Origin of the sequence: Telmatobacter sp. DSM 110680 (assembly GCF_039994875.1) — a bacterium.
Classification (GTDB): Bacteria; Acidobacteriota; Terriglobia; order Terriglobales; family Acidobacteriaceae; genus Telmatobacter.
Map to the genome: position 1 here is coordinate 4273492 of NZ_CP121196.1, position 13929 is coordinate 4287420.

General features: G+C 55.0%; 6 protein-coding genes. 4 read left to right on the forward strand and 2 right to left on the reverse strand.

The window, feature by feature from the left end; genetic code table 11:
* Positions 1-17 precede the first annotated feature (17 nt).
* Positions 18-890, forward strand: coding sequence for a hypothetical protein (locus tag P8935_RS17640; protein ID WP_348261613.1), 873 nt, complete (start codon positions 18-20; stop codon positions 888-890).
* 381 nt (positions 891-1271) lie between these two features.
* Complete coding sequence (locus P8935_RS17645) at positions 1272-5786, forward strand: Ig-like domain repeat protein (RefSeq protein WP_348261614.1); 4515 nt, start codon at positions 1272-1274, stop codon at positions 5784-5786.
* 93 nt (positions 5787-5879) lie between these two features.
* Here P8935_RS17645 and P8935_RS17650 read toward each other — a convergent pair whose 3' ends face one another.
* Positions 5880-9473: a TonB-dependent receptor gene (locus P8935_RS17650; protein ID WP_348261615.1), complete on the reverse strand. Its 3594-nt coding sequence runs from the start codon at positions 9471-9473 to the stop codon at positions 5880-5882.
* A gap of 861 nt (positions 9474-10334) precedes the next feature.
* The gene (locus P8935_RS17655) at positions 10335-10559 is read right to left on the reverse strand and encodes a DUF2905 domain-containing protein (protein ID WP_348261616.1); all 225 of its coding nucleotides are present in this window, start codon (positions 10557-10559) and stop codon (positions 10335-10337) included.
* Positions 10560-10643: 84 nt separating this feature from the next.
* Here P8935_RS17655 and P8935_RS17660 point away from each other — a divergent pair, with 84 nt between their 5' ends.
* Together P8935_RS17660 and P8935_RS17665 are read left to right on the forward strand one after the other, a co-directional pair.
* Positions 10644-11810, forward strand: coding sequence for a potassium channel family protein (locus P8935_RS17660; protein ID WP_348261617.1), 1167 nt, complete (start codon positions 10644-10646; stop codon positions 11808-11810).
* Between the two features lie 126 nt (positions 11811-11936).
* Complete coding sequence (locus P8935_RS17665; RefSeq protein ID WP_348261618.1) at positions 11937-13778, forward strand: phosphoenolpyruvate carboxykinase (GTP); 1842 nt, start codon at positions 11937-11939, stop codon at positions 13776-13778.
* The last annotated feature ends 151 nt before the right edge of the window (positions 13779-13929 follow it).

Genomic DNA, 13929 nt, shown 5'->3' on the forward strand with positions numbered 1-13929 from the left:
CCCGGAGTTCGGACCCCGTGCTTTCTACGCATGCCGACCTCAGCGCACAGATCGGCTCGTACACCTACAAAGTGCAAACGAAAGATGGTCGGAGTACCTACTCTGTGTCCGACGGTACTGATACGCTCACTCTGCCTATCCGTTGGATATTCGGGCAGCATGCGCAGACCTGGGTACTCGAAAAGGATGGCCACTACTACGAGAGCCTGGTCAGCTTTTTCCCCCGCCCCAACGGGCTTGCCATCACGCCCGGCGACCAGAGAATCACTCCTCATAATCTGACTGAGGCCATGGGACGCCAGCTTCCTATATGGGAGGTACGTACCTGTTTTAATTGCCACGGCAGCGGTGTGGTCGAAGGCGAGAAGCTTGATCCGGCAAGGGTGACGCCCGGTCTTGATTGTGAGCGATGCCATCTGGGCGCGCAGCAACACATGGCCGATTCAGCGCGAGACAACTTTAAGACCCTTCCTAAATCACTCAAGCGCCTTGACGCCGAGCAGATCTCGGATTTCTGCGGACAGTGCCATCGAACGTTCGACACCGTATTGCGCAACAAATGGCACGGCCCTGCTTTCGTGCGCATTCAACCCTACCGTCTCGAAATCAGCAAATGTTTTATTGGCAACGACCCGCGTATCAGTTGTCTGGCGTGCCACAACCCGCACCAACCCCTAAATCACGACATAGCGTCGTACGATTCCAAATGTCTGGCGTGCCACGGCGAGACCAAGTCGACATCAACTGCCGTCGCCATGAAGACCTGCCCGGTTGCGAAATCAAATTGCACGAGTTGCCACATGCCCAAGGTGGAGTTGCCGGGTGGAAATGCGCAATTCACCGATCACTACATTCGCATTGTTCATGCAGGCGAACCGTACCCCAAATGATCTTCGCGCCGGCGCGAATCCCAAAATAAGTCCTACATTATCGCTGTACTTACGTAACGGTGCTTCAGTAATAGGCATACGTTACTTAGCGCGGTAGTTTGCATTCATTCTTCGCTAACATTATCCCAACACACCTAGCAGCCTCAGAGCTCAAGCGCCTGCTCGAAGATGCGCTTGAAGCACCCCACCAAGAGGGACGGCCGACGTGTGCCTGAACGCTGTCCTCGCTGCGCGTTTTCTAGCTAGCGCATGAAGGTTGAGCAAGACAGAAAGCGCCTTCTGTACTGCAACTCAGGCTCGGCAGTTCCTGGCCGCGGTGGACGGGATGCTTAGCCAAGGTGCTCGCACCATGGCCTTCTTTCTTTTTTTCGAGGCGAGTCGATGAAGTTGGCGAGAGTTCTTAGTTCCCTCTCTCTTGCGGTTCTGGCCGTTACTGGATCCGCTGCGCATTCGCAGGCAAATGTAGTAGAAAATGAGCCCAGCGTCCTTTACGTGAACGCTCAAACGGGTTCAGATTCTAACTCGGGCTCCAGTTCGTCTCCGCTGAAAACGATCCAGGCAGCGGTAAACAAGGCGAACAGCAACAATCAAAAAAGTATTGGCACAAAGATTATTGTCAGCGCCGGGGTCTATCGGGAGTCAGTCAATGTAGACCCGATTTCAGGGATGACGTCTGCGCCTCTCACGATCGAGGCGGCCCAAAACGGCACTGCGATCATCGATGCATCTGAAGTACTTACCGGGTGGTCCGCGGACCCGCAATATTCCGGCGCGTATGTAGCCAACTGGACGCCAACGCAAACCACTTGTGCTCTTCCCAGCGGTTGGCCATCAGTACAGCCGATCACGCTTCATACTGAAATTCTCTTCGTAAACAGCATTGCAATGACGCAGGTGCTTGCCTACTCAGACCTCAAGCCCGGCACTTTCTTCGTCAACACCAGCGACGGCACCGTGCACATGTGGCCGCCTGCGAATGTCGATCCATCCTCGGCCACGGTTGAGGTCGGGACACGCTCGAAGACCATGAGCGTCGTTGGCCGCAGCAACATCGTGCTGCGTGGACTGGTTTTCGAACACGCCAATGACTGCATCAACACAAGTGGCTCCACGGTCACCAGCAGTTCAAATGTGCTGCTCGATGCCGTTCAGGCCAACTGGAATAACTGGGGCGGCTTGGGCGTCTTCTCTTCCAGCAACGTCACGGTGCAGAACTCTGTTGGCAGCTATAACGGTGGCTTGGGCTTCCAGGGGACCCGCGATCAGTCCATTCTCTATTCCAACAACGAGACAGACTACAACAACTGGCGCGGTGCGCAGGGCACGCTTTATGACTGGGCATCCGGCGGGACGAAATTGTTCCAGATGCGCACCACCACGGTCCAGGGTCATTCTTCCTATAACAACCAGGCCCAGGGATTGTGGTTCGATACCGACAACCAGAACATCACTATCGACAACGCCACACTGGTGGGCAGCTACAACGCAGCGCTACAGCTCGAACGAAATGAAGGTCCGATCAGTCTCCAGAACAGCCATCTCTGCTCCAGCGGAAAAGGTTTGAATGTACTAACCACTGAAGCGTTGACCGTGAAGAACAACGTCTTTTACAACAACGGTGCGACCAATAAATTTGAGGCGCAATTCTACCTGGCCGGAAGCGCGGGCGGCATCAACATCACCAACTGGCAGACGGGGCAGGTCTATAACCTCATCACCACCGGAACCGTGATGTCGGGAAACACCTTTATTGATGCGGCTCCGGGCCAGTTTGTGTTTGGAACCTACCTTAGCGGCTCCGACTGGACCGATTTCACCAGCACCCTTAACTCCGGCAACAATACCTGGTACGATTCTGCAACTCCCAGTGCGTTTCGCATCGTAAATGGCAAGAACGTTGATCTCACCGGATGGCAGAGCGCAACCGGGGCTGATTACAACTCCATCTGGGGCGCGCCGACTTCTTCACCAGCGTCAGAATGCATAGCACCCCCGGCGGCGTACCCCGATTTCCACGTCAGCGTGGACAGCAGTTCTTACAGCATGACATCGGGTCGCGCGACCGCAACGGTGCGCGTCGAGTCATTCAACTTTGGCCCAGTGACTCTCAGCGTATCCGGGCTGCCCGCAGGCGTGACCGCATCCTTCAGCAACCCAAGCCTCACCAGCGGATATTCCATCCTCACGCTAACTGCATCGTCCAACTCGGTCGCGCAGACTGTGCCGGTAAACTTGTGGGCGGTCAGCGGCGATCGCGCTCACTCTGCAACGATCAAGTTGACAGTAAATGCGAATCCCGCCGTGATTGGAACGACGACGACGGTCAACTCCTCCGCGTCGACCGTCAACGAAAACTCGCCGGTTACGCTGACGGCATCCGTGAAACAGACCAGCGGTTCTACAGCTCCCAGCGGGTCTGTCACTTTCTTTAATGGTGGGACCTCACTCGGAACAGCGTCGCTCTCTGGCGGGACGGCTTCCCTTTCTACGTCCGCTCTGCCTGCTGGGTCGAATTCAATCACCGCCGAGTACGCGGGAAATAGCACATTCAATGCATCCACCTCAAGCGCCATCACCGTGAATGTGAATTCCGGGACTGTAAATACCACGACGACCCTGGCTGCTTCTGCGTCCTCGATTGCGCAAAACTCGCCGGTCACATTCACTGCCGGAGTGAAACCCGCCAGTGGAACATCGAGCGCGACTGGAACCATCACGTTCTACAACGGCGCCACCACGCTGGGAACGGCGACTCTCTCTTCAGGATCAGCAACGTTCACGACTTCCGCCCTGCCGGTAGGTTCCAACTCCATCACCGCCTCCTACTCCGGCACGTCGGGATTTACTTCTTCCACGTCAGGTGCGGTTTCAGTGAGCGTGAATGCGAGTGTCGTAAGCACAACCGCAACGCTGATCTCTTCATCTTCCACGATTACTGAAAACTCGCCGGTCACGTTGACCGCCACGATCAAGCAGAATAGTGGAACCACAGCACCGACGGGCACGGTTACTTTTTACAATGGGACCATTTCGTTGGGATCCGCCACGCTCTCTGGCGGCGCAGCGAGCATCGCAACTTCGGCGCTGCCGGTTGGGACCGACTCGGTTTCCGCTGCTTACTCGGGCGCGGTCACCTTCAACGCGTCCAGTTCCAACATCGTCGCGATTACCGTCAACTCCTCATCTCCGAGCGTCGTTAATACAGTCACCACGGTCGTTCCATCGGCGACCAGCGTTACCCAGAATTCTCCCTTGACTGTTGTCGTCACCGTCAAGCAGGCAAGTGGGACCACAGTTCCCGTGGGTTCGGTGAATGTTTACAACGGCTCCGCAGTCGTGGCTACGGGATCTGTTATCGCTGGCACAGCGACGCTGACGATCCCTTCTCTACCTACCGGCACTGATACCATCGCAGCCTTCTATTCAGGATCATCGGCGTTCAATCCGTCCACCTCCGGACCAGTCGCCATCACGGTGAACCCGATCGTCGTCAATACATCGACAAGCTTGACAGCATCGTCCGCGAGTATCGTTGAGAACGCGCCACTCACCTTAACTGCTCTCGTGAAACAATCGAGCGGCACAGCAACACCTACTGGTTCGGTAAACTTCTATAACGGCACAACCAAAATCGGCACCGCAGTGTTGTCGGCTGGAGGCGCTACGCTCACAACCGCCGGACTTCCCGCCGGGACCGCGTCAATCAGCGCAACTTTCTTGGGTGGCCCAGTTTTCACGGCCTCAAGCTCCAACGCAATCACCATCAAGATCAGTCCTCTCGCGTTCAGCACGACCACTACTCTCACGGCATCATCGAGTAACATAGCGCGAGGTTCGGCGCTCACTTTTACTGCCGATGTGAAAGTAGCAAACAGTACTTCCTTGCCTACCGGGACAGTAACCTTTTTTGACGCCTCACAGGCGATCGGAACAGCGTCACTTTCATCCGGTGTAGCAACTCTGACCAGTTCCACCTTGCCCGCCGGAACTCAGACCGTGACAGCGACTTACTCCGGAACTACTCTCTACCGGCAGTCAACTTCCAACGCCGTCACGGTGGCAATCAGCGCACCAGCGACGGAGGGTCCCTCCACTGCGACAGTTGCCACCAGTACAGTGTTGGCTTCCTCCGCGCAACAAGCCGACCAGGGCTTCACCATCGCGCTAACTGCGACGGTCAAGCCATCCAATGGCTCAACTCTCCCAACCGGTACGGTCGACTTTAACGTCGGGAACAAAAAGATTGGATCTGCCAGTCTCTCGAGTGGCAGGGCCTACCTCACCACTTCGTCATTGCCAACCGGCGATGACCCCATCACGGCAACTTACATGGGCAATAGTTCCTTTGGCGCCTCAACCTCATCCTTGGTCACTGTGAAGATTCAGGGACCGGACTTCACCGTTGAAGCGACTCCCTCATCCGTCTCCACAACTCCAGGCCAGAGCGTCGATGTTTCGTTGCGTATCACTCCGATGGATGGATTCAACCAAAGCCCGTCCATGACGTGCACCGGTCTTCCTGCCGGATCGACCTGCACTTTTGGCTCGGCGGCCAAGCAGAGTGATGGCACTTCGACGGTGAAGATGACGATTCATACGGCTCCTGTCACGACGAGTTCAAACTCGGCAGGTCGTTCACGTGCACCCCTCGCCCTTGCATTTTTGCCTTTGCTTCTCTGGATTTCTTCAAAGCGGCGCAAGGAGTTCCATCGGCTCCTCTCTCTTTCAATGCTCCTTATCGTCATCGTGGCATTCGGCGGAAGTGTAATTGGCTGCGGGGGGCACTCAAGTTCCAGCCAGCTGACATCCAGTAGCACCACCGTCAACGTCACCGTGAATGCACAAACAAGCACAGGACTTCGCCACACCGCATCCGTAGCGCTCACTCTGATGTAGCTTCCACCCAGTTATTTAGCCGATCGACATTTCAAACTCCGAACAAAAAAAGGCGCGGCAGCCGAAGCTGCCGCGCCTGAATTGCAGTTCGAACTAGAAGACCAGTTTGCCTGCGAGTTCAAACGTTCTTGGATCTTGCACGCCGTTCACTAAACCGAAGTCGCCGCCACTGACGTTATTGTGGAAGCCATTGAACTGGGTGTGGTTGAAGGTATTGAAGGATTCAACACGGAACTCAAAGTGTGTGCGTTCGGTAAACGCAAACGACTTGTAGAGGTTGGTGCCGAAGTTGGTGCGGCCGGGTCCCTTGACGATGTCCCTGCCGGCATTGCCGAAGCCGAGACTCGGACCACCGTCCCATGCTGCGATTGGCTGCGAGAAGCCAGTGGGAGATACCCATTGGTACACGCCGCTAGAATTCCTTGTTTTGGGATAACTGACCTTGCCGGTGAAATTGGGACGGATGGTATAGCCGCCGCCCAGTCCAACCGTATCCGAGCCACCGTCGCCAGGAGCGTTGCTGCCCGCCCAGGGTAGGCCTGTCTCAGAAATCACAGTACCGGAAACTTCCCAGCCGCCGAGAATGCTGTGAGTCAGCCCGTTAGAATGCGCGAAGATGGGCAGTTTGTATTCGTAGTTCATGTTCAGGACTTGACGCCGGTCGAGGTTGCCCGATCCCTTGTCATACCTGAGGTTGAAGGGGTTGCTTACGCCGGTAAGATCCGCGGTTCCCAACTGCGAATCGATCTCATGAGCCCATGTGTAATCGATTTCGAAGCTGAGTCCATGCCGGCTCTGCTGACGCAGTCCAGTCTGGAAGCTGCTGTAACTGACCGTAGCCAGGTTGCTTTCCTGCTGGATGTTGCCAAAGCCCGGATAGGTGCGAGCCATGATGCTGTCGACCGTAGAAGGCGCCGCATATCCGGGATACGTCTTGTCGCCCGCTGCGTCCGCGCGGAATTGCATTGGAGTGCTGAGCGGGTATTCGTTGATTGGAAGAATCACATTCTGATGCCAACCAACGTTTCCGACGTACTGTGTGACGAGGACCAGAGAGGGAACGATCTCCCGCTGGAGGCCGACGCTGTATTGAGCTACGCCGGGAGCAGGATAGTTGGTGGCGATGCTCGTCATACCTTGTGTCACAACTGGTAGAGTGGCCGTGGAAAGTGATGTTCCAAACTGCCAATTGGCGAGCGGATCATTGAAGGTCGTATTGCCTACACTTGGCGTGTTAGAGAATGGAGCCGCGGTAGCAATGTTGTACACGTCGTTGCCCTGCATGCGCTCAAAGAATGTGCCGAAGCCGCCGCGAAGGACGGTCTTGCCGTTTCCTGTGAGGTCATACGAGAAGCCCAGACGCGGCTGATAGGTTTTGTAGAAGTTCTTGGTCATGCCGCGAGGTGTTCCGTTCTGGCCGGCGATGGTTACGCCGTTCAGGTAGAAACCCGCGCCCTTGTAGGTTTGGAGACCTGCGCTACCTGGAACGAAAGCGCCGTTCGCGGTGAAGTTAGCAGCCGTCGTGATGCCCTGCTGATACTGTGCAGGATCAAAACTGGCAAGAAGATTGTTGCGCTCCCACGCATGCGGCAGTGCGTCATAACGAACGCCGTACTGCACACTCAGGCGAGGAGTGATGTGCCAGTTGTCCTCGGCATATGCCGACACAGTCTGGTTTACGTAGTGGCGGATGTCCTGGGTCTGTAGCTGCGAATAGCTGGTGCTAAGTCCGAGCATGAAATCCAGGTATGAGTCGCCAGTGAGGTTGGCATTGTTCACGTGCCCGGGCGTTGTGCCAGAAGGAGACGTATAGCCATCGCTGAAGTTGTAATAGCCGTTGGTATTGCCGAAGAGTTGCTGATTCTTAATGTAGCGGTTGTAGCCACCGCCGAACTTCATGGCATGTTTTCCGTGCGTAACCGAGAGTCCGAACACCTCTGCATAGTCAAATGCTGCGTTCTTCCAAGGCTGCGACCACGGATCGAATTGTGTTCCATACGATCCAAGGTTCACGCTGGGAAGCCGGTTGAGGGCGTCTGCCGAGGCCGGGAAGAATGAAGATGCTCCCCATCCTGAAGGCTTGGTGTAGGCGCTTCCCGAAGGCAGAATGCTGATCTTGTTGCCGTCGAAGTTGAACGCAGCCTCGAGCAGCACATTCTGCGACAGCGAACCGGTCAGCTTGATAACGGAACTCCACGACGGATTGCTGAAGTTAGAACCAACGGTCGGATAGTTGTCGCCGCTCCAGATTGATGTAGCGTACGTCTGGCTAACCGAGTCGCCAATGTAGTGACCAAAGAGCTGCCACTTGTCATTGATGTTGTGATCAATGCGGAATAGATCTTCGCGCACATTGGTTGGCTGTTTGGCAGGAACTACGACGGTGTCGCCCGAGGAGTTAGCTTTCGGAATCGCCCCAACCGCGTTGAAAGCCAAAGCACTCGGATCTACAAACAAAGAGGCGGGAATGAAGTTGTCGGGGAAAGCTTGCCCCGGCACCAACACATTGCCATTTGCTTTGTTGTAAGTTGCGATGGCAACACCCAGCGCTGAAGTAGCGCTCACTGTGGGCACGACCACCTGGCCATGTGTAGCATCTACCGGAAGCGCACGAAAATCCTTGTTGGCATGCGCAGGTAGAACCCAATTCACGTTCTGGGCAGAAGTAATAAAGTCAGCTGCTGGAATGGAATTGATTCCGGCAGGTGAGCTGCCCTGAATAATTTTGCGCCACTCTTCGTTGTAAAAGAAGAATGTCCGCTGCTTGTTGTTGTTGTAAACGTGCGGAATGTACAGCGGTCCACCGACGTTGCCGCCAAAAATATTTAGCCGCAGCTCGGGCTTCTTGGCACCCACCTTGTCAAAGTAGTTGTGCGCCTGAAGGGCGTCGTTGCGATCGAACTCCCACAATTCGCCGTGGAAAGCCTGTGTCCCTCTCTTGATCGACATCGAAACGGTGCCGCCAGAGGAGATTCCGTAATCGGGAGGATAGTTGCTCGCCAAAACCTGGAACTCGCCCAGCGCATCCTGTGAAGGCATCATGGACGACTTGCCGCCAGAACCACGGTCATACGCTTCGCCGCCATCGATCAGCCAGATATTATGTGCCTGATTAAGGCCATTAAAGCTGATCGCAAAGTTTGAACCTACCGATGTCGGCATGTTTGAGTCGGGCAGATTGCCGCTGACACCCAGGCCCAGAGCCGCGAGTGCAACAATGTTGCGGCCGTTGGTTGCCAACTCCGTAATCTGTTGCTCGTTGATGAGCGTACTCACGACGTTGGAGTCGCTCTGTACCGTCAATGCATCGGCGTTGACCGTGATGGTCGTCGCTTCCGAGCCAACTGTGAGTTTGGGATCAACACGAAATGTCGCAGAAATGTTGACGACGATTCCATTCTGTACAAATGTCTGGAATCCCTTCGCCGTGACAGTCATGTTGTAATTTGAAGCGTTCAAACCGGGAATTTCATACAATCCCGTTTCGCTTGTTGTTGCGCTTTTTGCCGCGCCTGTAGCTGGGTCAGTCAAAACAATCTTCGCTCCCGCGACGACTGCTCCCGACTGGTCCGTTACGATGCCGGTGATATTTGAATTGGCTTGCGCATGTAACCCGACGCATGCCAACGCAAAAAGCAACGGCACCAACAGGAACCCGTAACTTATCTTTCTGAACTTCACTTCCATATGACTCTCCTATCCGAAGTGGTACTTGTTGCTGCAGCCTGGAACGTGCATTGCCTTCCTAGTCGGAAAGCTCGGCTGGTTTGTCGATTTTTCTTTGAAGAATCACTTCAACGGCATATTCCTTCAGGCCACACATTTGTTGCTTAAATGGCTTCAGCTCTCTGATTCAGCTCTTGCCTTCGATCGGCTGCTCGCGCACAAAAGCGAACATCATCAGAGATTTCTGCGAAGGACCAAACGACATGTTTTTCTGTCGCTAGATTTCTTCGCCTTTCTCTGAATAGGCCCGCCTAAATCGTTTCAGTAGATCGCCAAGAACGTTACTCCTGATCACACAGCGCGTCAATATTTCCTGTGCTAAATTGCGCTGAGACGAACCATTGAGTTCGCCCTTCACTTGAGCAAGAAATGTGGCGACCGTCATTGACTGAACATCCCCGCGTGATAAGCGTCACAACTTACTTCGTCGAAAAGTAAGGAGTAAGAAGTCGAACTATCTACTTATCCATATTTCGCAGTGAAATTTCGTCGCATTTGTGAATGTTTGCGTGCAAAATGCTCGTCATTCGTGATGTACATCACTAATACGCGGATAACTCATCGGCCTCGACCGCAATCGCAGATTGACGACGCTTAAGCACACTGTGTGCGTCTACTCCACCTCGCGGCGTCCTAAAATAATTTCTCGACCTAACGTCAAAAGAGACGTTGATTTGTGATTTTTTATTTGGAGAGTTATGGTCCTGATAAGAACAACTTTTTCTTCGCACGGATAGCTCGTGGCGTTCCGTTTATGCAGTTTCCAAGCTTCCGACCCACACGCTATTTCGGTGCGATTTGGAAACTGCAGTGGATTTTCTTTTACCGGCGGAATCGCGAGATGAGATAGAGAAGTAGAGTAAGCACAACGCTAATCAAGATCGATGTGCCGAGCGGAAAGAAGACCGAGACGTTCTTTCCTCGCCAGGCCATGTCGCCTGGCAGTCGCCCGAGCGGCCAACCGAATCGTGAAGCGAGCAGCAGCACGGATCCCAGCACGACGAGCAACAATCCGAGACCAAGAAGTATCTTTCCAAGATCGGCCATGTTCTTTTTCGATGCCAGACTCAGATAGGATACGGTAATCGGGCGTTGCACGACGCGATACATCGAGCGCGCCAAAGGGGGTCGATGCGAGTCGCTACGCTGCTGTTGGGCATTCTGTGTTTACTGGTCGTCCTGTTGGATGCCTTCCAGACCATCATCCTGCCGCGCAGGGCTGCGGGTCGTCTGCGCCTTACGCGCATCTTTTATATCCTCACGTGGATTCCGTGGAGATTTGTTGCCCTTAGAATTCACCACCCTCGCAAGCGTGAGACGGCACTCAGCTTTTATGGGCCCCTGTCGCTGATTTTTCTACTCGTCGTGTGGGCCTGCGGCATGGTTTTCGGCTTCTCGCTTATTTATTACGCGCTCGGCAATCCATTCAACGACGCATCGCACCAGCTTGGATACCTGTCTGGCCTTTACGTGAGTGGAACCAGCTTCTTCACGCTTGGCCTTGGCGATGTCATACCCCGCGGCGAGGCAGCGCGCGCGCTGTTGACGATCGAAGGTGGTACCGGGTTCGGCTTTCTCGCCATCGTGATGGGCTACTTCCCCGTGCTCTATGGAGCCTTCTCACGGCGCGAAGTCAGCATCTCTCTGCTGGATGCCCGCGCTGGTTCACCGCCCACGGCAGCGGAACTCATGCGACGACATTCTTTTGATGGAGCGGAAAACGCCCTTGCGAGTCTGCTCTCCGAGTGGGAGCGCTGGTCCGCTGAACTGCTTGAGAGCCACATTTCTTACACGCTCTTATGCTATTTCCGCTCGCAGCATACTAATCAAAGTTGGCTCAGTGCGCTCACCGCCATCCTTGATACTTCATCACTCCTTATCGCTGGAGTGCAGGGACACGAAGCGAGACAGGCGCAATTGACTTTTGCCATGGCACGGCACGCGGTGGTCGATCTGGCACAGGTCTTCTCGATCGCTCCGAAGCAGAACATGCCGGATCGATTGCCGCGGGAACGATATGAGCGGCTCTACCAAATGCTCTGTCAGGGTGGTGTTAGTGTTTGTCGCGACGGACAGTCGTACGAAAGGCTCCGCGACTTGCGCGCTTTGTACGAAGGCTATGCCGAAGCGCTGAGTGAGCATTTATCCATGCCATTGCCGCCATGGATCGCCGAGCAACCGCGTAAGGACAATTGGCTCGCCGTGGCGAAGGTGCGCAGCCAGGCTGAAGCTGCCAACCCTTTGACCTCCGAAAGTCAGAGAGTTGCAGACATCATTGACCAGCATCACGAATTTTAGGTTCAACTATCTGTTAAGGTTTGGCGAGATAAACTACCGCGTCTGAGGGAAATTCGCCTTCTTCCACTTCCACCGCTACGTTAAATTCTGTAGCCTGTAATAGATAGCAGGAGAACCATAGAACATATGAAGCACTCCGTTCTCAACCACGAGCCATCGACCGTTCAGACCCCGCCAACCACAAACAAACATCTGGTTCGATGGGTCGAAAAGATGGCCGATCTCTGCAAGCCTGATTCCATCCACTGGGTCGATGGCTCGCAGGCGGAATACGAATTTCTCTGCGATCGCCTCATTGATGCGGGAACTTTTACGAAGCTCGATCAGAAGATGTGGCCCGGATGCTTCTACGCCCGCTCGTCTCCAAACGACGTGGCGCGAGTCGAGGACCGCACGTTCATATGTTCGCTTTCGCGCGACGCTGCCGGTCCCACCAACAACTGGGAAGATCCGTACGTAATGCGCCGTCGTCTCAAGCATCTCTTTAAAGGCTGCATGCAGGGACGCACCATGTATGTGCTGCCATTCAGTATGGGTCCGGTTGGATCGCCAATGTCCGGGATCGGCGTACAGCTTACTGACTCACCTTATGTAGTCGTCAACATGCGCATCATGGCTCGGATCGGCGCTCCGGTCTTCGCGGAGATAGACAAGGACGAAAAGCGCGTCGTTCCGTGCATGCACACCGTAGGCATGCCTCTGAAGCCCGGACAGCAGGATGTTCCATGGCCATGTAATGACACGAAGTACATCGTGCATTTTCCTGAGACCCGCGAGATCTGGTCTTACGGCTCCGGCTATGGTGGTAACGCGCTGCTGAGCAAGAAATGCTTCGCTCTCCGCATCGCTTCGAACATCGCACGCGACGAAGGATGGATGGCTGAACACATGCTTATCCTTGGTGTGGAGAGCCCCAAAGGCGAGAAGACTTATGTTGCTGCCGCATTCCCTTCCGCATGCGGCAAGACCAATTTCGCGATGCTCATTCCGCCAAAGGCTATGCACGGCTGGAAGGTATGGACGGTCGGGGACGATATCGCCTGGCTCAAACCCGATGCCACTGGCCGCCTGCGCGCTATCAACCCCGAGGCTGGTTTCTTCGGAGTGGCACCCGGAACAAGCGTCAAGACCAATCCTTCCGCTATCGCCACTCTCTCAAGCAACACTATCTTCACCAATGTTGCTCTTACACCGGACGGCGGAGTGTGGTGGGAAGGCATGACCGATAAGCCGCCGGCGGAGTGCCTTGACTGGAGGGGCGAGCGTTGGACTCCCGCGATCGGAAAGAAGAATGGGACCACCGCAGCGCATCCTAACGGTCGCTTCACCGCGCCTGCTTCGCAATGTCCGACCATGGATCCCGATTGGGAATCGCCTGATGGTGTCCCGATCAGTGCCATCATCTTTGGCGGTCGCCGTTCCCACACGCTTCCGCTGGTTTACCAGGCATTCAACTGGTCCAGCGGCGTCTACATAGGCGCAACTATGGGATCTGAAACGACTGCTGCGGCAGCCGGAGCCGTAGGCAAAGTACGCCGCGATCCAATGGCCATGCTTCCCTTCTGTGGATATCACATGGGTGATTATTTCCGTCACTGGATCAAAATGCAGCGCGGACTCGACGTCACTCCGCGCATCTTCAATGTGAATTGGTTCCGCAAAGATGAAGACGGCAAATTTCTATGGCCGGGATTCAGCGAAAACATGCGCGTGCTGCGCTGGATCGTGGAGCGCGTCCACGGACATGGACGCGGACGAGAAACTGCCATCGGCTGGGTTCCGCGCTACGAAGATATCGACTGGACCGGTCTGGACTTTTCGCGTGAAGCGTTCGATGCGCTAATGGCCGTGGACCGCGCAGCGTGGCGCAAAGAGGTGATCGCGCATGAAGAACTGTTCATCGAGCTTCACGATCATCTCCCACCCGAGATGATCTATGAGCGCGAACTTCTGATCTGCAAGCTGTGATCCTTCGCGATGTTGGGTGAGTGCGCGTCCAGTCAAAGACTGCAAGGCACTTCGCTCAACATGAGAAACGCTGCAAATTTTCGGACATCGATGCTGTCGAGTTGGACGTGCTCCAAGTCTCACAAGCGAGACCTGGGGCACCCCAATGTTA